The following is a 20,632-nucleotide window of genomic DNA, read 5'->3' as shown; positions in this document are numbered from 1 at the left end:
GACGAGCATGTCCCTGAGTGTCTTCGATCTGTTCAAGATCGGCATCGGGCCGTCCAGCTCCCACACCGTGGGGCCGATGCGTGCCGCTGCGCGCTTCGCCGAGGGGCTGAGGCGCGAGGGGTTGCTGGAGGCCACTGCCAGCGTCAAGGTCGAGCTGTACGGCTCGCTCGGCGCCACCGGCAAGGGCCACGGCAGCGACAAGGCGGTACTGCTCGGCCTGGAGGGCGAGCAGCCGGACACGGTGGATACCGCCGCGATTCCCGCCCGGCTCGATGCCATCCGTTCCAGCGGCGAGCTGCGCCTGCTCGGCGAGCGGCCGATCCGCTTCGTCGAGAAGGAACACCTGGCGCTGATCCGCAAGCCGCTGGCCTACCATCCCAACGGCATGATCTTCCGTGCCTTCGACGCCGCCGGCCTGCAGGTCCGCAGCCGCGAGTACTACTCGGTGGGCGGCGGTTTCGTGGTCGACGACGAGGCCGCCGGCCTCGACCGCATCGTCGAGGACCGCACGCCGCTGGTGTTCCCCTTCAAGACCGCGCGGCAACTGCTCGACCATTGCGTCCGCGAAGGCCTGTCGATCAGCCAGTTGATGGCCGAGAACGAGAAGGCCTGGCGCCCCGCCGAGGAAACCCGCGCCGGCCTGCTGCGTATCTGGCAGGTGATGCAGGATTGCGTCGAGGCCGGCTGCCGCAACGAGGGCATCATGCCCGGCGGACTGAAGGTCAGGCGCCGCGCGGCGGCGCTCCACCGCCAGTTGTGCCAGCGGCCGGAGGCCGGCCTGCGCGATGCTCTCAGCGTGCTCGACTGGGTCAACCTCTACGCCCTGGCGGTGAACGAGGAGAACGCCAGCGGCGGCCGCGTGGTGACCGCGCCGACCAACGGCGCGGCGGGGATCATTCCGGCGGTTCTGCATTACTACGCGCGCTTCATCCCCGGGGCCGACGACGACGGCGTGGTGCGCTTCCTGCTCACCGCCGCGGCGATCGGCATCCTCTACAAGGAAAACGCCTCGATCTCCGGCGCCGAGGTCGGTTGCCAGGGCGAGGTCGGGGTGGCCTGTTCGATGGCCGCCGGGGCGCTCTGCGAAGTGCTCGGCGGTAGCGTGCAGCAGGTCGAGAACGCCGCCGAAATCGGCATGGAGCACAACCTCGGGCTGACCTGCGACCCGGTTGGCGGGCTGGTCCAGGTGCCCTGCATCGAACGCAACGCGATGGCTTCGGTGAAGGCCATCAACGCGGCGCGCATGGCCCTGCGCGGCGACGGCCAGCACTTCATCTCTCTCGACAAGGTCATCCGCACCATGCGCCAGACCGGCGCCGACATGAAAAGCAAATACAAGGAAACCGCGCGCGGCGGCCTCGCCGTGAACATCATCGAATGCTGAACCGCGCCGCTGCGCCGGCGCTTCTTTTTTCTTTCCCGACAATCGATCGCGGCTCTCCGGCAGACAGGAGGCCGGGATGCCATGGAGTGAAACATGACCGCAGAAACCCTCGCCAAGACGCCCCTGCACGCCCTGCACCTGGAACTGGGGGCGAAGATGGTGCCCTTCGCCGGCTACGACATGCCGGTGCAGTACCCGGCCGGGGTGCTCAAGGAGCACCTGCACACCCGTGAGCAGGCCGGTCTGTTCGATGTCTCGCACATGGGCCAGATCCGCCTGGTGGGCGCCGATGCGGCGCTGGCCCTGGAAAGCCTGGTGCCGGTGGACATCCTCGACCTGCCGGTGGGCCAGCAGCGCTACGCGTTGTTCACCGACGAGCAGGGCGGGATCCTCGACGACCTGATGGTGGCCAACCTCGGCGATTGCCTGCTGCTGGTGGTCAACGCCGCCTGCAAGCACCAGGACCTGGCGCACCTGCGTCGTCACCTGGAGGGCCGTTGCAGCGTCGAGCCGCTGTTCGAGGAGCGTGCCTTGCTCGCCCTCCAGGGACCGGCGGCGGTGCGGGTGCTGGAGCGCCTGGCGCCGCAGGTGGCGCAGATGACCTTCATGCAGTTCGCCCGCGTCGAGCTGCTCGGCCAGGACTGCTACGTCAGCCGCTCCGGCTATACCGGTGAAGACGGCTACGAGATCTCCGTGCCCGCCGCCCATGCCGAGGCCCTGGCGCGGCGCCTGCTGGCCGAGCCGGAAGTGGCGCCGATCGGCCTCGGCGCGCGCGACTCGCTGCGCTTGGAAGCCGGCCTGTGCCTCTACGGCCACGACATGGACAGCGCCACCACGCCGGTCGAAGCCAGCCTCGGCTGGGCCATTTCCAAGGCGCGCCGCGCCGACGGCGTGCGCGCTGGCGGCTTCCCCGGCGCCGAGCGGATCTTTGCCCAGCAGGCGCAGGGCGTTGCCAGCAAGCGCGTCGGTTTCCTGCCGCAGGGGCGGATGCCGGTGCGCGAGGGCGCCGAGATCGTCGATGCCCAGGGCCGGGCGATCGGCAAGGTCAGCAGCGGCGGTTTCGGTCCGAGCCTCAACGCGCCGTTGGCCATGGGCTACGTGCCGAACGAACTGGCCGGCCTGGGCAGCGAGGTGACGGCGATGGTGCGCGGCAAGCCGGTGACCCTGGTGGTCAGCAAGATGCCCTTCGTGGCGCAGCGCTACTACCGCGGTTGAGCCCCTGGCCCTCTCTCGCTTCGGCGGGAGAGGGCCGCGACCGGCCTCACGGGTGTTTCGGCCGCTGCCGTTGCAGGCCGAGCTTCTTGGCCCGGTGGAATACCGCCGCGCGGGTCTTGCCGGTCTGCTGCGCGCACCATAGCGAACCGCGCTGCTGGTAGTGCTGGCGCAGCAGGTCTTCCTCGGACTTGCTCCAGATCGCATTGTTGCGGTCGCGCTGGCTGTGCGGGGAAAGCTCCTCGGCCTTGCTGGCGACACTCTGGTAGCTGCGGCCGAGCATGTAGGCGCACCAGGCCAGGCTGCGCTTGCTGCCGTGGCGGCGGATGAACTCGACCTCTTCGCTGGACCAGGCGGCCGGTGCCTTCGGCGGCGCCTTGCGGTCCAGCGAGCGGGCGAGGGCGGCGCGGGCGCGCGCCACCGCCTGGTCGCCGGGATTGTTGCGGCGGGTCACGCCGAGGGCGCGGCGCCAGCGTCCCACCAGGCTCGGACTGAAACCCCACCAGAACTGCACCGACTCGGCGCATTCGGTACGTACCGCGCGCAGCAGGTCGCCGCAGAGGATCGGCGAAGGGCGGCCGCTGCGCTTGCGCGTCGGCCAGCGGAACAGGCCGTCGGTGAAGCCGCCGACTTCCACGGCGCCTTCCAGTTCGTCGACCAGCCAGTCACCGGGGATCACCAGTGGGCTGGTGTAGGGCGCGCCGAGCAGCAGGTGGTTGATGGTAGCGACAGAGGTAGGGGTGTCTGCAGTCATGGGACGATCCTTGCTGATACCGGGCCAGCTGGGCTGGCCATATCCCTGAGAGCGGCGTCGCTGCGGCGTGGCGGGCGACGGCGCGTTCGCTTCCCGTGGTTCGGGCGGTCTTCCGGCGGAGGGCGACTGCCTGTCGCGCCTCCTTGGGAATGGGTTGGAGGCCGTGCTCATGGACGGGCTCCACGATAGATGCGCCAGGCCAGCCGGCCGGGACGGGCGGCGATCGCCGCGCCCACCTCGATGCGCGGCAGGTCCAGCGGGTCGCAACGGGGATCCACCAGGCCATTGCGCGCGCCGAAGGCGAAGCGGTAGCCAAGCCGGCCGAGGGCGGCGCGCAGGCCGGGTTGCGCAGGCGTCGCGGCGAGCGTGGCGCGAGCTTGGCAGAACACCGGCAGAGGGGCGGCGCAATGCTGCTGGAGCTGGCGGTGGGCGCGGCCGAGACAGTCCTCGGCGCAAAGGCCTGTCGCTGGGTGCGGGTCCTGGCCGTGCAGGCCGAAGCGAACCAGGCCGCTGTTTTCCAGGCGGCGGACCCGTTCCCAATCTCCCGCGCCGTACGCCGCGGGGGCCGTGCAGGCCGCGCGCAAGGCCTGCTGCGAAGCCGGGTCGAGGCGTTCCAGCTTGCGCAGGAGGAGGTCGAGGCTACGGCTGCGACGCTGGTCGTCGCCGGTGCGTTCGAGCACCCGCATGAGCGCAGCGCCGCCGTAACGCTCCAGCAGTTCCAGCAATGGCTCGGCGGTAGCCGCATCGGCCTGCCAGAGGGTGTCGGCGACCGCTTCGCGCCAACTGCGCGGGTCGCCGCCGATGAAGGCGCTCGCTGGCATTTCGTAGCGCTCCAGCAGCGGGTAGACCAGCTCGGCCAGTTCCGCAGGGTTGCCGTCGACGCTCAGGGCGATCCGCAAGCAGGCTGGAGCGGGGCTCTCGAGCAGGTGTTCCAGGGGCACGCAGAGGAAGTGCCGCTGTAGCCACAGCAGCAGGGTCTCCAGGCCCTGGCGGTCGAGGCAGCGCCCTTGCCGGTGCGGCAGGGCCGCGCGCCGGCGATCCGCGACTACCCGTCCCAGGCGCAGCACGATGCCGTTCTGGCGCAGCCGGCGCTGGCCCACGGAGGAGTTCAGGAACGTCATCCCGATCAGGCTTCGCATGGCATCCCCCGGCTCATCGACGATCCGTCACCGGCGATGGTTCCGCGTGCGCGGCAGGGCTTTCGCCAGCCTGTCCGGACGCTGCGCCGTGAACTCCGGCCCCGGCGGTCGATTCGGTCATGGGCGAGCCTCCTGGGTAATCCGCACAAACGTTTGCTGCGGCCACGCCAACGCGTGGCTCGAACCGGGGCTTGGCGGGGACCCGGCGGGTGTTCGGTAAGGACTGCATGGCACCGGATAACGCTGCAAAGGATCGATGTGATTCTTTTTTGACGCTACCACAGTCGATAGTCGAATTATTGACGCTTTGCCGCTGTTATAAAACCGTCAGGCTATGCGAAAAGTCCTGCTGGCTACGCGTGGAGGCCCGGAGCGGCGTGCCTTTGAGGGGGAAGCGGGGGAGCCGGCAGGCCTATGCGGATTGGTTATAAGAAATCCGTTTCGAATGAAAATTGCCGACGAATGGTCGTTTGCGCGGATGTCCGGTGGTTTTTCCCGACTGCTTAGAACCTTTCGGTTGGTCGGGGGCTTGCCAAGTGGGCTGCCCCCAGTCTTTCGTCTTCCAGTCAAGAGCCTGGGGATGCAGACTGTTTTTCAAATCATGACAACTTCTTAACGCGCATTGTTATAAAGTTGCGGACGTTTGCGCCGGCCTGGCCGGCACCTTCGAGTTTTGCCTGGAGTGAAGATGAGAGTCGACCTGGACGCCGAGGGCGTCGCCGCCGAATCGCTGCCGCGTTTCCAGCAGGCGCCCCGGCAGTTGCGCCAGTTGTGGCGATGGGCAGCGGCCAGCGTCGCATTGGCCGCCGCCTGCGCCGTGCTGGGGTTCTTCATCGGCCTGTTCGCCGCCGACTCGCTCTGGCCGCCGCTGCTGTACAACCTCGGCGCGGCCTGGCTGGTTCTGTTCGCCGGTCTGCACGCGGCCTACCGGGTCGCGGCCTGGCGTTGCGTGGTCCTCGGCGCGGAGGCCAGCGCGCGGCCTGCCTGGCTGCGCTGGCAGCGGGGCGAACCCGACGCCGCCGCCGACAGCGCCTATGAACGGCTGCTGGAGCGCCTGGGCCAGGCCATCGCCCACGGCCTGGCCCAGCTCGGGCACGCTGCGCTGTGGCTGGCGGCGAGCGCGGCGCTGGCGTTGTGCCTGGTAGCCGCCGGCTGGCGTCTCGACCTGCCGCCGGCCAGTTCCGGGCAAGCGGCCGACCTCGCCATCGGGATCTGCCTGCTGCTGGCCTTCGCGGTGCTGGTGCTGGAACGTCGCTTCGCCAGCCAAGGGCCGGCGCAGTGGCCGGAAGCCCCGGCCCTCGGGCAACTGGCGCGGGCGCTGATCGGTACCCTGGTGCTGGCCGCCCTCTGTCTGTTCCTGGCTCGCCAGGGACACCCCTGGGCCCCGCGCCTGGCGGTACTGCTCGGCCTGTTGCCGGCGGCGCTGGCGCTGGAGTTGCTGGGCAGGGCGATCCTGGCGATGTTCGCGCCGCAGCGTGCCGGCCTCGAACCGCGCCTGGTCGCCACCAGCCTGCTGGCCGACCTGTTGCGCTGGCCGCCGCGTCCCCTGCAGCGTCTGCAGCATGAGTTGCACCAGCGCTTCGGCATCGACCTGCGCCAGGTCTGGGCCTTCGGTTTCATGCGGCGGGCGTTCCTGCCGGTGCTGGCGGTGGTGTCGCTGAGCGGCTGGCTGCTCAGCGGCGTACGCGAGATCGGCATGGATGCACGGGGCGTCTACGAGCGCTTCGGCAAGCCGGTCGCGGTGCTCGGCCCCGGCCTGCACCTGGGGCTGCCCTGGCCGCTGGGGCGGGTGTTGGCGGTGGAGAACGGGGTGGTCCACGAGTTGGCCACCAGCGTCGCCGCCGGCGACGGCGGAGCCGAGCCGCTCGCGCCCGCCGAAGGTCCGGCCCCGGATAGCGCCAACCGCTTGTGGGACGCCTCCCACGTCAGCGAGAAATCGCAGGTCATCGCCAGCCTGGCCGACCGCCGGCAGAGCTTCCAGATCGTCAACATGGACGTGCGCATCGTCTACCGCATCGCTCTCGACGACGCGGCAGCGCTGGCGGCGACCTACCGCAGCGCCGACGTGCCGACGCTGGTGCGCAGCACCGCCAGCCGCGTACTGGTGCATGCCTTCGCCTCGCGGACCCTCGATGAGGTCCTCGGCGAGCAGCGCGCGGGCCTGGCCGAGCAGATCGGCCAGGCCGTGCAGGCCGATCTCGACCGCCTCGGCAGCGGCGTCGAGGTACTGGGCGCGGCGGTCGAGGCGATCCATCCGCCGGCCGGTGCGGCGAACGCCTACCACGCGGTGCAGGCCGCGCAGATCACCGCACAGGCGCTGATCGCCCGCGAGCGCGGGCAGGCTGCCGCGCAGCGCAACGAGGCGCAACTACAGGCCAGCGTGGCGCACGACCGGGCCAGCGCGCAGGCCCGCGAGACCCTGGCCGCCGCGCAGGCCGCCGACCGGCGCTTCGCCGCCGAGCGGGAAGGCTATGCCGACGCCGGCCAGGCTTTCCTGCTGGAGGCCTACTACCGCCAGCTCGGGCTCGGCCTGGGCAAGGCCAACCTGCTGCTCATCGACCACCGCATCGCCGGCGCCGGTGCGCCGACCATCGACCTGCGCAGCTTCGGCCTCGGCCGCCTGGATTCCCCGTCTTCGTCCCGTCCGTCCGCCGCTCCGGCGTCCGCGGCCGGGCAATCCGCACCATGAGGAGAGCGCTCTTGAGCCTCGGTCACTCCCACTCGCACAGCCACCACGAGCATCATCACGATCACGATCACGATCACGATCACGATCACGGCCATGGCGCACAGGCCGCGCCGCCCTGGCGCCGGCTGCTGGTCGCCGCGCTGCTGGTGCTGTTCGCCGTCGCCGCCGCTTGCCTGGTGCAGGTGCGTTCCGGCGAGGCGATGGTCATCACCCGTTTCGGCAACCCGGCGCGGGTCCTGCTCGAACCGGGCCTGGCCTGGCGCCTGCCGTTGCCGTTCGAGAGCGCGATCCCGGTCGACCTGCGCCTGCGCACCACCTCCAGCGGCCTGCAGGACGTCGGCACCCGCGATGGCCTGCGGATCATCGTCCAGGCCTACGTGGCCTGGCAGGTACAGGGCGACGCCGACAACGTGCAGCGCTTCATGCGCGCGGTGCGCAACCAGCCGGACGAGGCTGCCCGGCAGTTGCGCACCTTCGTCGGCTCGGCGCTGGAAACCACCGCCAGCGCCTATGACCTGGCCGACCTGGTGAATACCGAGGCGTCGCGGGTGCGTATCGGCGACTTCGAAGCGCGCCTGCGCGAACAGATCGACAATCAGTTGCTGGCGACCTACGGGGTCAAGGTGGTGCAGGTCGGCATCGAGCGCCTGACCCTGCCCAAGGTGACCCTCGGCGCCACCGTCGACCGCATGCGCGCCGAGCGCGAGACCATCGCCACCGAGCGTACCGCCGAGGGCCGTCGCCAGGCCGCGGAGATCCGTTCGGCGGCGGAGCGCGACGCCCGGGTGATCCAGGCCGAGGCTTCGGTGAAAGCCGCGGAGATCGAGGCCCAGGCGCGGGTCGAGGCGGCGCGCATCTACGGCAAGGCCTACGCCGGTTCGCCGCAGCTGTACAACCTGCTGCGCTCGCTGGACACCCTCGGCACCATCGTCAACGGCGATACCCGCCTGGTCTTGCGCACCGATGCCGCACCGTTCCGCGTGCTGGTCGACGGGCCGCCGGCGCTCCCCGCCGAAGCGCCGGCCAACGGGCGCCGGCCATGAGCGACGAAGCGCACGAGGGGCTGCGCAGCCCCTGGCTGCAGGCCGGACGCCTGGCGTTCCTCGCACTGTTCGGCGTGACCCTCCTGGCGGCGCTGGCCTGGGTGTTTTCCAACGTCCGCCAGATCGGCCCGGAGAACCGCGCCGTAGTGCTGCGCCTGGGCGCGCTGGAGCGCCTGGCCGGTCCCGGCCTGCTGCTGGCCTGGCCGCAGCCGCTGGAGCAGGTGGTGCTGCTGCCGTCCGCCGAACAGGTGATCGAACGCCGCGTCGAGGGCCTGCTGCGCTCCGAGCAGGCGCGTCGCGCCGACCTCGACGTCAGCCTGTCCAGCGACGCGCTGGCCGGCTCCGGCTACCTGCTGACCGGCGACGCCGGGGTGGTGCAACTGGACGTGCGGGTGTTCTACAAGGTCGACGACCCGTACGACTACGTCCTCCAGGGCGCCCACGTGCTGCCGGCGCTGGACCGGCTGGTGGCGCGCAACGCCGTGCAGGTCTGCGCCGCGCGCGACCTGGACACCATCCTGGTGGCGCGCCCGGAGTTGCTCGGCAACGACAGCGCGGTCGCCGAGCGCCGCGAACGCCTGCGCGGCGACCTGGTGCAGGGCATCAACCACAGCCTGGCGGCGCTGGCCGCGGCCGGCAGCGGGCTGGGCATCCAGGTGGTGCGGGTCGACGTGCAGTCGAGCCTGCCGCGCAATGCGGTAAGCGCTTTCAACGCGGTGCTGACCGCCAGCCAACTGGCCGAGCAGAACGTCGCCAAGGCGCGCACCGAGGCGGAGAAACTCACTCAGGCCGCCACCGAGGGGGCCGACCGCACCCTGCAGGTCGCCCGCGCCGAGGCCGGCGAACGGCTGGCCCAGGCGCGCCGCGACACCGCCAGCATCGTTGGCCTGGCCCCGGCGCTGGGCGCGACCGATCCCGGCCTGCTCTGGCGCCTGTACCGCGAGCGGGTGCCGGCGATCCTCGGCAAGGCCGGTTCGGTCGGCAGCGTCGATCCGCGTGATGACGGCCGCCTGATTCTGCAAGGCGGGCAGCCATGAGCCGCTGCCCGACGGTGCCCTTCGCGGGCTGTGAAACAATGGACGGACAAGCGAACGTGAAACGGCTACCCTGCGTCGGCATCAACCTTCGGTACGCGCTTCCGCCAGCGGAACGCGGCGCCGAGTCGAACAACCAGGCGAACGGGACGGGCAATGACGGCAGGCGGTATTCCATTCACGGGCAACGGTGCGCGGCTATCACCGGGCAGGGCCCTGCTGTGCGGGCTGGCGCTGTTGCTGTGCGGCGGCGAGGCGCTGGCGCGGCAGTTGCCGAGCGACATGCTGGTGGGCTTCGTGGCCAGCGCGCAGTACCCGGTCATCACCCTGAAGAAGCCCAAGCAGAGCCTGCTGCGCAGCGTGCTTACCCTGGGGCTGGGGAAGAAGACCGTCAGCTATTCGGTGGCGCCGTCGGTGCGCATCCGCACGGCGCAGAACCTGTTCATCGTCTATGGCCGCATGCCCCAGCTCAAGGGCAGTTTCGTCGGCCTGAAGAGCGACAACAACGGGCAGGTCAAGCAGATCTGGGAACTCACCGAGAAGGAAGCCCTGGACTACGTACGCCGGCCGGACGCGCGCTTCCCGCAATAGCCGCCGCGGCTCGCCCCGGGAGGTGCGCATGAGCGAGCCGTCCGCCCACGGCAGCCATGGCGGCTGCGCGCATCATCATCACCTGCCGTTCGGCGGCGGCCTGCTCAGCCGCGACGAGCAGCGCCGCGCCGCCCGCCAGCTGAGCCTGGCGATGCTCGCCCTTGGCCTGTTGCTGCTCGGCCTGGCCTGGAGCTGGCTGGCGGCGGACCAGGCCGGGGTCAGCCAGATCCTGCTCGGCGTCGCGTCGCTGCTGGTGGCGCTGCCGGTGGCCCGCTCGGCCTGGGACAGCCTGCGGCATCCGAGCCTGCACGGCGTCACCGACCAGTTGATCGCGCTGGCCATGCTCGGCGCCTGGGCCAGCGGCGACCTGCTGACCGCCGCGCTGCTGCCGATCATCATGATCTTCGGCCACGTGCTGGAGGAGCGCAGCGTGATCGGCTCCCAGGAGGCCATCGCTGCCCTCGGCGAACTGACCCGCAGCCATGCCCGGCGGATCGAGGCCGACGGCAGCCTGAGCGAGGTGGACAACGCCAGCCTGCGGGCGGGCGACCAGGTGGAAGTGCGCGCCGGTGACCGGGTTCCGGCCGACGGGCGGGTCCTGCAAGGCCAGGCCAGTCTCGACACCGCGCCGATCACCGGCGAGTCGGTGCCGCTCGAGGTGGCGCCGGGGATGGAGGTCTACGGCGGCGCGATCAACCTCGACGGCCTGCTGCGCATCGAGATAACCCGTACCGGCGAGGCCTCGACCCTGGGCAAGGTGATCGGCCTGATGCAGCAGGCCGAGCGCGCCAAGCCGCCGATCACCCGCCTGCTGGAGCGCTACGCCGGGCAGTACATGTTGCTGGTGTTGCTGATCGCCGCGGTCACCTGGTTCGTCACCAACGATGCCCAGGCCATGCTCGCCGTGCTGGTCGCCGCCTGTCCCTGCGCCCTGGTGCTGTCCGCCCCGGCCACGGCTATCGCCGGGATCGCCGTGGCCGCCCGTCATGGCATCCTGATCCGCAGCTCGGCCTTCCTCGAGGAACTGGCGGACCTGACTTCGCTGGTGGTCGACAAGACCGGCACCCTGACCCACGGCAGCCTGCGTCTGCAGGCGCTGCGCCTGGCCGATGCCGCCGAGGAGGCGTCGGTGCTGCGCCTGGCCGCCAGCCTCGGCGCCGCCAGCAGCCATCCGGTGAGCCGAGCGCTGGCGGCCCTGGCGGCGCACGATGCCTATCATCCATTGAGCGATATCCGCGAACGCCAGGGGTTCGGCGTGGTCGCACGAACAGCGGCGGGCGAAGCCGCCCTCGGCCGGCCCGAACTGTTCCAGCAACTGGGCATCGACGCCGGCGAGGTGCCGGCGCACGAGGGACCGATCGCCGGAATCGCCCTGGACGGGCGCTTCCTCGGCTGGCTGCTGCTGGCCGACAGCGTACGCGCGGAGGCCGCCGAGGCCCTGGCCGATCTGCGCGAACTGGGTCTGGGCCGGCAACTGCTGCTGACCGGTGATCGCCAGGCGGTGGCCGACGCCGTGGCCAAGCAGGTGGGGATTCGCCAGTTGGTGGCGCAGGCGTTGCCGGAGGACAAGTTGCGCCAGGTCGGCGCGGAGATCGGCAGCGGTTTCCGGCCGATGGTGGTCGGCGACGGCATCAACGATTCGCTGGCGCTGAAGGCCGGTGTGGTCGGGGTGGCAATGGGTGCCGGCGGCGCCGACATCGCCCTGGCCTCGGCGGATATCGTGCTGATCGGCAGCGACCTGCGCCGGCTCGGCACCTGCGTGCGGCTCAGCCGGCAATGCCGGCGGACCCTGCAGGTCAACGTGGCGATCGGCCTCGGCTGGACCCTGGCGATCGTCGCCGCGGCAGCCTTTGGCCTGCTCGGCGCGGCCGGGGCGATGGTCGCGGCGCTGCTGCACAACCTCAGCACCTTGCTGGTGCTGGGCAATGCCGGACGCCTGCTGCGTTTCGAGGAGCCCCTCGGGCAGCCCCGGCCGGCCGTGGAGGGACGCGAAGAGGAGGGTACACCGTGAGGCAGGCGCAAACGCGACGCAACGGCTGGCGCTGGCTGGCCCTGGCGGTCGGCACGCTGTCCGCGCTGAGCCTGGCCGAGGCGTCGATGGCGCGCTGGCCGGCGGGCTGGCAGGTCAGCGACCTGCCCGCCGCGCAGCCCGGCCAGGCCGGCGCCGGCCAGCGCCAGCGCGCGGTCAAGTTGCAGGCAGACGGCTCCCAGGCACTGGTGATGGAAGTGACGCGGATGCCCCTGCAGAGCGGGCAGGCAGTGAACCTGGAGAAAGTCCTCGGGCACATGCGCAAGCTGGTGCAGATCGAGTTCCTGCGCAACGGCCTGCAGACCGCCTGCACCTCGCCGCAGCCGTCCACCACCGGCGGGCTGGCGGCGCTGGAGACCACCTGCACCATTCGCCAGCGCGGCGCCGTGGTGATGAAGCAGACCTTGCTCACCGCGGCCGGCAAGACCTCGGCCTATTCGCTGTCCTATGCCGGCCTGGCCGAGGCCTACGACGCCAGCCAGGCGGAAATCCGCGCGGTACGGGAAAGCCTGCGCTTCGAGTGAGCGAAATCGGACGCGGTCGGGGCGGGGGCTGGAGTGTCGGCGGATAACGCCTGCGGCGCTATTCGCCCTACGGAGGGTTGCATTGGGGTAAGGCGGATAACCGCTTGCGGTTATCCGCCTTGCGTCTGTCGCGGATCATTTCTTCCCGGCGTTCTGCAGGATCTGCAGGGCCTGGGTGGTGGCGGTGATGCAGCCCTTGGTGTCGCCGCTGGCCTGGTCCTGCCTGGCCTTGGCCTGGAGTTCCTTGACCTCGGTGACCCGCGCACCGGTGACCGAGGTCTTGCCGCGCACGGCGAGGATATCGTCCAGCTTCTGCAGGTTGGCGCCGCACAGGTCGGTGCTTTCGGCGGCTTGGGCGGTGCCGCCGAGCAGGGCGGCGGCGATGAGCAGGGTACGCACGATCATGGCAGTTCTCCTTTGTGGGCCGGGTGGCCGGACGGGGGAGAGACGACAGGCTCCTGGGAGTCTTCTCCGCATGCCCAGTATCTGACCGGAGCGTCGCCGGAATGGTTCGGTCGCTCAGCCGTTGCCCCAGGGCGGGATCGACAGCGCCTGCTGGAGATGCTGGATGAACGCCTTGACCTTCGGCGACATCGCCGCCGCCCGCGAATACATCGCGTAGATCACGTCGTCGAGTGGGCGCAGGCTGGGCGCGGCGTCCACCAGGCGGCCGTTCTTGAGGTCCTCGGCGACGATGAACAGCGGCAGCAACGCCAATCCCTGGCCGCGCAGGGCGGCGTCGCGCATGGCCTGGCCGTTGTTGCTGCTGAAGCGTCCGCGTGGCGAGACGGCGCGGGGCTTGGCACCGGGGAACGCCGGTTCGAAGGTCCAGACCTGGCTCGGCGTGGCGTTGTTGTAGCCCAGGCACTCGTGCTGCATCAGTTGTTCGAGGGTGTCCAGCGTGCCGTGGCGTTCCGCGTAGTCGGGGCTGCAGCAGACCACCCGCTGGCTGTTGGCCAGCGGCCGGGCGATCAGCGAACTGTCGTCCAGGCGGGTGACGCGGATGCTCAGGTCGTAGCCTTCCTTCTCGAAGTCGGTGAGGCGGTCGTCCATCTGCAGGACGATCTCCAGGCGCGGGTGCTGGCTCATGAAGTCGGCGATGATCGGCGACAGCCAGAGGGTGCCGAAGCTCATCGGGGTGACGATGCGCAATTCGCCGCACAGGTCGTTCTCGCGCAGGGCGACGATCTCCGCGGCGTTGTTGAGTTCCTGCAGCGAAGCCTTGGCGGCCTTGTAGAAGAAATGCCCGGCCTCGGTCGGCTCGACGTTGCGCGTGGTGCGATAGAGCAGGCGGACGCCGAGGCGTCGTTCGAGATCGCTGACGCGCTTGCTGATCACCGACTTGGACAGGCTCATGCGCTCGGCCGCCGACGTCACGCTGTTGAGTTCGGCGACGTTGAGGAAGGCTTCGATATCGTCGAAGCGCAGGCTCATCGGTGGGCCCACGATACAGTGGCAATCGCTCGACGCATTCTCGGCTCCTCCTGGTCGTTTTCCTTGGGCTTTCTATCCGCTTGATTCGCAAGCTAAATCGATCCAGCCCTGAGCAAGCTTACCCAATCGAAAGGCGCCGCAGCGTTCGTTCTCAGCGAAAACGGTTTTCGCCTGGACGCGCTACCGGGAAGGCCGCCGGGGCTTTTACCCTGTAGTCGCGACTCGTCGCTCCGTGGCCGACCGCACCTGCCCGCCCCCGTAGGCGGCCACGGATTTCCTTGCGCCTTCTAGACTGGAAGCCAACCCGCCGCATCAACCCCGAACGAGAAACCAGCATGTCGAGTCGCTTCATCGCCGCCTGGTCCGCGGCCAACCGTTGCCTGGAGGTGCGGGGCCGGGCATGGAAGGGCTGAAACTCTACGCCCGCTTGCTCTGGCGGCCGCCGCGGGAAACCCTGCTGTTCGCCCTGCGCACCGTCGCCGCCGGGCTGCTGACCCTCTACCTGGCCTTTCTCTTCGACCTGGAGCAGCCGAAGTGGGCGCTGATGACCGTGGTCATCGTCAGCCAGCCGCTGGCCGGGATGGCTCTAAAGCGCAGCTTCGCCCAGGTCGTCGGTACCTTCGCCGGCGCCGTGGTGGCGGTGCTGATCATGGCGCTGTTCGCCCAGCAACCGTTGCCGTTCTTCGTCGCCCTGGGACTCTGGCTGGCGCTCTGCACCGCCGGCGGCACCTTGCTGCGCTACACCGATTCGCACGCCTTCGTGCTCAGCGGTTTCACCGCGGTGATCGTCGCCGTGCTGTCGATTCCCGATCCGGAAAACACCTTCATGCTCGCCGTGGTGCGGCTCACCGAGACCCTGCTGGGCGTCGCCTGCGTGGCCCTGGTCAGCCTGCTCAGCGCGCGTCCGCAGGCGGTGGCGAAGGGCTACTTCGCCCAGGTCGATGGCCTGATCCGCAGTACCGCGCGGCACGCCGCGGCGGTGATCCGCGGCGACGAGGGCGACGAGTCGTTCAACCAGCGGCAGATGCAACTGGTCGCCAGCATCACCGCGCTGGACGGCCTGCGCCGGCACCTCTATTTCGACGCGCCGAACCTGCGCCGCGCCGATGGCCTGGTGCAGTTGCTGGGCAACCTGCTGGTGCTGATGGCCTCGCGGCTGTTGCTGCTGCGCCAGCATCGCCTGCTGGTGCGGGCGCACTGGGTCGGGCCGTTGCCGGCGGATATCCAGGCGCTGCTGGATCGTGCGCTGCGGGTGCTGGACGCGCTGGCCGAGCAGGGGCGGGCGGTACCCTCCGAGGTGCTGGAGGAGTTCCAGGCGGTGCGCCAGGCCTTCGATGCCGCGGCGACGCGCGCGGAGTCCTACGACGAGGCGCTGAGCCCGGCGCTGCGCCCGCAGGTGGCGATCCTGCGCTGGGAATACGCGCGGCTGTTCCAGCGCCTGGGCGAAGTGCTCGAACTCAACGATGCGATCCAGTCCGGCCGCCAGGCCAGCAGTTTCTACCGCCGTGGCCAGGCGCAGGCGCTACACCTGGACTGGGCGCTGGCCTCGATGAACGCCGTGCGCGCTTTCGTCGCCTTGTCCTGCGCCGCCTGGCTGTGGATCACCAGCGCCTGGAACGGCGCCCTCAGCAGCCTGCTGCTGGTCGGCGTGATGTGCTCGCTGATGGCGACCTTCCCGCGTCCGCTGCTGGCGGCGCAGAACTTCCTGCGCGGGCTGCTGCTGGCGATCCTGATCTCGGCGGCGCTGCTGTTCGTGCTGTTGCCGGCATCCGCCGACTTCGAGTGGCTGGCGCTGTGGATGGCGTTGCTGCTGTACGTGGTCGCGGTCGGCCTGAGCAGCCCGCTGAGCGCCGGGATCGCCATGGGCATCGGCCTGGAGACCCTGCTGATGGTGGCGCCGCAGAATATCGCGGTCTACTACAGCAACGCTTCGCAGTGGTTCGAGTTCGTCGGCGGCTTCCTCGCCGCGGCGGTCCTCGCCGTGCTGGTGTTCGCTCTGGTCTATCCGTTCCGCGCCGACCCGCGCCTGCGCCGGCTGCTCTACCTGTCGCGCCAGGACGTCGCGGAAATGTCGCGCTGCGAGGCCAGCGAGGCGCAGCGCTTCGCCTTCGAGACGCGGATGATCGATCGCCTGGCGGTGATGGTCGGCCTGCTGCCGGCGAGCCAGGAGTCGGCTGCGGCGGAACGTTTCCAGTGCGCCCTGGGCTGCGTGGTGATGGGCGTGGCGTTGAACCGCCTGCGCGAGCCGCTGCATGACGCCGGGGTGGTGCCGCTGGAGTTGCAGCCGCTGCTGGGCGAGGCGCTGCGCGAGGTCGCCGCCTACATAGCCGGCGGCGCGGACGCCCCGCGGCAGGATCTCGCCCTGGCCGCCCTGCGGCGTTTCGGCCGGGGCCTGGAGGCCTTGCTGGCGCAGCCGTCGAAGGACCTCGGGGCGACGCGGCAGCGCTTCATCATGAATGTCGCGGTACTGATCCTGCAGCAGTCGCTGCAACGCTATCGGACGTTGCTGGAGGAGGACCGCGGCGCACCGGCGGTCGTCGAAGAACCAGAAGAGGAGGGCGGACATGCCCGCTGATGTCGAGATCGGGGGCGCCTACCTGCCGCCGATCGCCCAGGCGCTGCTGCTGGCCTGGCTGATCCTGCTGCTGCTCAACCCGCTGTTGCGGCGCTTCGGCGTGTTGCAGCGGGTCTGGCACGAAGCGCTGTTCCAGGGCGCGTTGTACTGCGCGATCTGCGCCGGTCTGATCCTGTGGATGGGGGAGATGTCCCGATGAACCTGTTGCAAGGCAAATGGCCGCGCCTGGCCACCCTGCTGGCGGTGCTGGTGGCGGCGGCGCTGGTGTTCCTCGCCTGGGAACGCTACACCCGCACGCCCTGGACCCGTGACGCGCGGGTCCGCGCCGATGTGGTGACGCTGTCGGCGGACGTTTCCGGGCTGATCACCCGGTTGCCGCTGAGCGACAACCAGCCCGTGGAGAAGGGCGCGCTACTGCTCAGCATCGACCCGGCGCGCTATGAACTGGCGGTGCTGCGCGCCGAGCGCGCGGTGAACGTGGCGCGGGCGGCGCTGGGCGAGTCGCGCGCGGCGATCGAGGCCAGCCAGGCCCAGTTGCGCCAGCGCCGCAGCGAGGCGCAGCGGCGCTCGGCATTGCAGAAGCGCTCGATGCTATCGGTGGAAGAGAACGAAAAGGCCCAGACCGACGTCAGCCTGGCCCAGGCCGAGTTGCTGAGGAACCAGGCCAGCCTCGGCCTGGCCCAGGCCAACGTGGAGCTTGCCGAAGCCGCCTTGCAGCAGGCCCGTCTCGACCTCGAACGTACCCAGGTACGCGCCCCGGTCAGCGGCTACGTGACCAACCTGCAGACCCGCGAAGGCGACTACGCCCACGCCGGGGTGCCATTGCTGGCGCTGGTGGACCGCGATTCGTTCTATGTCAGCGGATACTTCGAGGAGACCAAGTTGCCGGGCATCCGCGTCGGCAGCCGGGCGCGGGTGGAGCTGATGAGCGGCGAGCGCTTCGACGGGCGCGTGCAGAGCATCGCCCATGCCATCACCGACCGGGAGAATGCCGAGGGCTCGCGCCTGCTGGCGAACATCAACCCGAGCTATACCTGGGTCAAGCTGGCCCAGCGAATTCCGGTGCGCATCGCCATCGATCCCGCCTATCGCCAGCGCAACACCTTGCGCGCCGGCGTGACCGCGACCATCCGGGTGCTGCCCGCGGAGGACACCGCGAAAGTCGATTCCGCGGCGCCCGGGACTGCCGTGCGGCCTTGAGTCAGGCCGAACCGGTCAGTCTGTGCCGGTCATGGCTCAGGGTTGTTCGCGGACGATTTCCGCCAGTTGCAGGATCAATCGCTCGTCAGCCTGGTTGCCGCTCTGCTGGCGGAATTGCCTGGCCTCCTCGCGGGCGCGCTGGAAGGCCGCATCGACGCTGGCCTGGCCATGGCTGTCGCGAATCCACAGGTAGAGGCCCATGACCAGGCTCTGCAGGGTGGCCAGGTCGCTGCTCTGGGCGTTCAGCGCATCGATGAGTTGCTGTTTGGAAAACGCTTGCATGGTTGATCTCCGATCAATGGCGCCGCAAGGGCGCGGTTCGCCCCGGCGGTCGCCGGGGTGCGCGGAGCATGTGGAAAGTGCGGAGAGGCTGGCCAGCTTAGGCCAAGTCATTCAAATGATTAGGGAATTTTCTGACTTTCAGTGACCTTTCGACTGTTTTCGACGGCGAGCGATCGCTACGTTTTCATCTAACCGTCACCAAACCGTCATGAAGACGCGCCTAGCATTCGCGGTATTTCGGCATGACGTGGAGAGCAGCGCATGGACTCCTATGGCGATACCTCGGGCCGCATCGGTCGCGACTGGCTCGATCGACACGACGAAGAGCTGGAGCAGGAACTGCTCGACGACGAGCTGAACCTGGACGAGCTGTTCGGTCCCGAGCAGGAGGATGCGCCCGGCGAATTGAGTCGGCGCCGCTATTTCCGCGAACTGTTCCGCCTGCAACGGGAACTGGTGAAACTGCAGAACTGGGTGGTGCACACCGGGCACAAGGTGGTGATTCTCTTCGAGGGGCGCGACGCGGCGGGCAAGGGCGGCGTGATCAAGCGCATCACCCAGCGCCTCAACCCGCGGGTCTGCCGGGTCGCCGCGCTGCCCGCGCCGAACGACCGCGAGCAGACCCAGTGGTATTTCCAGCGCTACGTCTCGCACCTGCCGGCCGGTGGCGAGATCGTCCTGTTCGACCGCAGCTGGTACAACCGTGCCGGGGTCGAGCGGGTCATGGGTTTCTGCAACGACGAACAATACGAGGAATTCTTCCGCAGCGTGCCGGAGTTCGAAAAGATGCTGGCGCGCTCGGGCATCCAGTTGCTCAAGTACTGGTTCTCCATCTCCGACGCCGAGCAGCACCTGCGCTTCCTCAGCCGTATCCACGATCCGCTCAAGCAGTGGAAGCTCAGCCCGATGGACCTGGAGTCGCGGCGGCGCTGGGAGGCCTACACCAAGGCCAAGGAAACCATGCTCGAACGCACCCACATCCCCGAGGCGCCCTGGTGGGTGGTACAGGCCGACGACAAGAAGCGCGCGCGGCTGAATTGCATCCACCACCTGTTGCAGCAGATGCCCTACCGGGAAGTTCCGCAGCCGCCGGTACACCTGCCGGAGCGCCTGCGCCACGCCGATTACGTCAGGCATCCGACGCCCGGTGAGATCATCGTGCCGGAAGTCTATTGATGGCCGTTCGGCCGGACGCCGGGCTGGACGGGTAAATTCGCGGCGGGATGCGACGTTACTCAGGCAAGCCCCACGAGTAGCCGGCCATGCTTCCGTCCCCAGCCTCCAGCCTGTCGTTTCCGTCGCCCCTCGAGCGCCGCGAGGCCGATCCATATGCCCGCTGCGACAGGCAGCGGCCTGCGTGCAACGAGTCGCACGAGCCGGCGCAGGAGCGTCCTGAACCTGTCGCGACCTGCGCATTCATCGAGGAGGAGCGCCGGCGTGGCGATCCCACGGGCTTGCTTTACGCCCTTGGGCCGCGGGAGCGGGGAGAGCCGGAGCGGGTGGCGGAGTGGTTGGCGGCGCTGGTCCACCATTTCTACCTGGACGGTCCCGTTGAGCCGCCGAGGACAACGCTGGGAAAGGAGCGCTGCGAAACCGCGCCGGGCCTTTGCCGCTGCTGCGGCCAACCCTTCGATTTTCGCCACAAGCGCGCGGCGCTGTTGCTGCTGGGAACCCATTTCGCCGCCAGGGCCGAGGCGCAGGCGGCGTCGGTGCGCCGCTACCGGCGCTGAGGAATGCTCGCCGCCGTCAGCGGCGGGCGCTGAGATGGGTGACGTTGTCGCCCTGGCGCTCGGCGGTGACCTTGCGGCAGTGCACCAGGGCGTCGCGGATCATGAAGTTGACCAGGGTCGGCGAGACGCCCAGTTCCTTGGCGATGTCCTTCTGCGGCACGCCGTGCAGGCGGTACATCTCGAAGGCGTAGCGGGTGCGCTTGGGCAGCTCGGTGAGGGCATCCGCGATGTGTTCGAGGGTCGCGTAGTTGATGTGCGAGGTTTCCGGCGAGGCGCCCTGGATCACCACGTTCAGGCCTTCTTCCTCCGGCCCCGAGTATTTCTGTTCGAGCGCCTGCTTGCGGTAGTGATCGATGGCCAGGTTGCGGACGATCTGGAACAGGTAGCTGAGCTGTGCCTTGAACGACGAAGTGATCTGCGGCGCCGACTGGAGCCTGAAGAACGCATCCTGGACCACATCTTCGGCTCGCGAGCGGCAACCGGTAATGCGGGCGGCGATCTTCACCAGGATCGTGCGGTTATCGACGAAAGCCTGGAGGAGCGGGGTATCGCATCTGCGGGTAGACAGTTGTTCCGACATGGAAATCACCTTGCTGCGGAGGGGGCTGCAGAGCACTGGCGGTGGGGGAGACCCACACATGGCGCAACAAATTATGTTGAATGATAATGATTGTCAATTACGAAGAAATAACCAATCTCACCTTTATTCGTGAATGGTCCGCATGCTGGCAAATAGCCGCTGCGAATGATGGAGGGGAGAAATTCTTCGGCGTTTCAGAAGGATGGCCGCGCCAATGTTGCAGTCATGCGTCGCAGACGAAATTTTTTTAATAATCTTTAGGAATCAGCTAGTTAGAAATAGGTATTGAATGCCTCGCGGCTCCTGCCGACGTTCCGCGCAAGAACTGCGCGAAGGCGCTGCGACAACCGTCCCCGGCTGCTCCATGGCGTACATCGCTATCGCCGATGCGGCGATAGCGCCGGGCACAACCCATCAGAATGGATAGGGGTT

The 20,632-nt window shown here is 69.1% G+C and carries 19 protein-coding genes; 13 read left to right on the top strand and 6 right to left on the bottom strand.

Translation table 11 applies throughout. From position 1 onward, the window contains the following. Positions 1-7: 7 nt before the first annotated feature. Together FOC67_RS12755 and gcvT are read left to right on the top strand one after the other, a co-directional pair. The gene (locus tag FOC67_RS12755) at positions 8-1,384 is read left to right on the top strand and encodes an L-serine ammonia-lyase (protein WP_003139205.1); all 1,377 of its coding nucleotides are present in this window, start codon (positions 8-10) and stop codon (positions 1,382-1,384) included. 93 nt (positions 1,385-1,477) lie between these two features. Beyond that, positions 1,478-2,599 (top strand): glycine cleavage system aminomethyltransferase GcvT, encoded by a 1,122-nt coding sequence (gene gcvT / locus FOC67_RS12750; RefSeq protein ID WP_003136335.1) that lies wholly within the window; start codon positions 1,478-1,480, stop codon positions 2,597-2,599. 46 nt (positions 2,600-2,645) lie between these two features. Here the strand turns inward: gcvT and FOC67_RS12745 are convergent, their stop codons facing one another. Beyond that, positions 2,646-3,521, bottom strand: a complete 876-nt coding sequence (locus FOC67_RS12745) for a hypothetical protein (protein WP_003136336.1) — start codon at positions 3,519-3,521, stop codon at positions 2,646-2,648. Next, a complete protein-coding gene (locus FOC67_RS12740) occupies positions 3,518-4,489 on the bottom strand; it encodes a polysaccharide deacetylase family protein (protein ID WP_009316188.1) in 972 nt (323 codons plus the stop codon). Before FOC67_RS12740 ends, FOC67_RS12745 begins: the two co-directional genes overlap by 4 nt. 688 nt (positions 4,490-5,177) lie before the next feature. Here FOC67_RS12740 and hflK (FOC67_RS12735) point away from each other — a divergent pair. The 6 genes from hflK (FOC67_RS12735) to FOC67_RS12710 all read left to right on the top strand — a co-directional run bounded on the left by hflK (FOC67_RS12735) (position 5,178) and on the right by FOC67_RS12710 (position 12,399). Next, a complete protein-coding gene (gene hflK, locus FOC67_RS12735) occupies positions 5,178-7,178 on the top strand; it encodes a protease modulator HflK (RefSeq protein WP_003136341.1) in 2,001 nt (666 codons plus the stop codon). Between the two features lie 11 nt (positions 7,179-7,189). Next, entirely contained in the window at positions 7,190-8,221 is a 1,032-nt protein-coding gene (gene hflC, locus FOC67_RS12730; RefSeq protein WP_009316187.1) for a protease modulator HflC, read from the top strand. Beyond that, entirely contained in the window at positions 8,218-9,258 is a 1,041-nt protein-coding gene (gene hflK, locus FOC67_RS12725; RefSeq protein ID WP_003139212.1) for a protease modulator HflK, read from the top strand. The genes hflC and hflK (FOC67_RS12725) overlap by 4 nt, the downstream gene beginning before the upstream one ends. Positions 9,259-9,411: 153 nt before the next feature. Further along, positions 9,412-9,846: a hypothetical protein gene (locus FOC67_RS12720; protein WP_003089693.1), complete on the top strand. Its 435-nt coding sequence runs from the start codon at positions 9,412-9,414 to the stop codon at positions 9,844-9,846. Positions 9,847-9,874: 28 nt separating this feature from the next. Beyond that, complete coding sequence (locus tag FOC67_RS12715; protein WP_174707738.1) at positions 9,875-11,857, top strand: cation-translocating P-type ATPase; 1,983 nt, start codon at positions 9,875-9,877, stop codon at positions 11,855-11,857. Beyond that, complete coding sequence (locus FOC67_RS12710; RefSeq protein WP_003116899.1) at positions 11,854-12,399, top strand: DUF4946 domain-containing protein; 546 nt, start codon at positions 11,854-11,856, stop codon at positions 12,397-12,399. Before FOC67_RS12715 ends, FOC67_RS12710 begins: the two co-directional genes overlap by 4 nt. 135 nt (positions 12,400-12,534) lie before the next feature. On the opposite strand, the gene FOC67_RS12705 is transcribed toward FOC67_RS12710, so the two are convergent. Together FOC67_RS12705 and FOC67_RS12700 are read right to left on the bottom strand one after the other, a co-directional pair. Continuing rightward, on the bottom strand, positions 12,535-12,804 hold the full coding sequence (locus FOC67_RS12705) for a hypothetical protein (RefSeq protein ID WP_003089681.1): 270 nt from the start codon (positions 12,802-12,804) through the stop codon (positions 12,535-12,537). 114 nt (positions 12,805-12,918) lie between these two features. After that, complete coding sequence (locus FOC67_RS12700; protein WP_003136351.1) at positions 12,919-13,833, bottom strand: LysR family transcriptional regulator; 915 nt, start codon at positions 13,831-13,833, stop codon at positions 12,919-12,921. A 400-nt stretch (positions 13,834-14,233) separates the two neighbouring features. Here FOC67_RS12700 and FOC67_RS12695 point away from each other — a divergent pair, with 400 nt between their 5' ends. From FOC67_RS12695 to FOC67_RS12685, 3 genes are read left to right on the top strand one after another with little or no spacing between them, the layout of a single operon-like run. Further along, positions 14,234-16,408, top strand: coding sequence for an FUSC family protein (locus FOC67_RS12695; protein ID WP_009316184.1), 2,175 nt, complete (start codon positions 14,234-14,236; stop codon positions 16,406-16,408). Beyond that, on the top strand, positions 16,398-16,607 hold the full coding sequence (locus tag FOC67_RS12690; RefSeq protein ID WP_003102972.1) for a DUF1656 domain-containing protein: 210 nt from the start codon (positions 16,398-16,400) through the stop codon (positions 16,605-16,607). The genes FOC67_RS12695 and FOC67_RS12690 overlap by 11 nt, the downstream gene beginning before the upstream one ends. Then, a complete protein-coding gene (locus tag FOC67_RS12685; RefSeq protein WP_003102974.1) occupies positions 16,604-17,608 on the top strand; it encodes an HlyD family secretion protein in 1,005 nt (334 codons plus the stop codon). Before FOC67_RS12690 ends, FOC67_RS12685 begins: the two co-directional genes overlap by 4 nt. 36 nt (positions 17,609-17,644) lie before the next feature. Here the strand turns inward: FOC67_RS12685 and FOC67_RS12680 are convergent, their stop codons facing one another. Continuing rightward, the gene (locus tag FOC67_RS12680) at positions 17,645-17,890 is read right to left on the bottom strand and encodes a hypothetical protein (protein ID WP_003089668.1); all 246 of its coding nucleotides are present in this window, start codon (positions 17,888-17,890) and stop codon (positions 17,645-17,647) included. A gap of 261 nt (positions 17,891-18,151) precedes the next feature. Here FOC67_RS12680 and ppk2 point away from each other — a divergent pair, with 261 nt between their 5' ends. Together ppk2 and FOC67_RS12670 are read left to right on the top strand one after the other, a co-directional pair. Then, complete coding sequence (gene ppk2 / locus FOC67_RS12675) at positions 18,152-19,066, top strand: polyphosphate kinase 2 (RefSeq protein ID WP_003089666.1); 915 nt, start codon at positions 18,152-18,154, stop codon at positions 19,064-19,066. A gap of 86 nt (positions 19,067-19,152) precedes the next feature. Next, on the top strand, positions 19,153-19,620 hold the full coding sequence (locus tag FOC67_RS12670) for a hypothetical protein (protein WP_003113069.1): 468 nt from the start codon (positions 19,153-19,155) through the stop codon (positions 19,618-19,620). Positions 19,621-19,636: 16 nt separating this feature from the next. On the opposite strand, the gene pvdS is transcribed toward FOC67_RS12670, so the two are convergent. Continuing rightward, positions 19,637-20,200: a pyoverdine signaling pathway sigma factor PvdS gene (gene pvdS / locus FOC67_RS12665; RefSeq protein ID WP_003113068.1), complete on the bottom strand. Its 564-nt coding sequence runs from the start codon at positions 20,198-20,200 to the stop codon at positions 19,637-19,639. Between the last annotated feature and the right edge of the window lie 432 nt (positions 20,201-20,632).

The organism is Pseudomonas sp. FDAARGOS_761 (assembly GCF_013343155.1).
Classification (GTDB): domain Bacteria; phylum Pseudomonadota; class Gammaproteobacteria; order Pseudomonadales; family Pseudomonadaceae; genus Pseudomonas; species Pseudomonas aeruginosa.
Note: the sequence above shows the minus strand (reverse complement) of the source record. Positions and strands in the feature narration are given on the sequence as shown.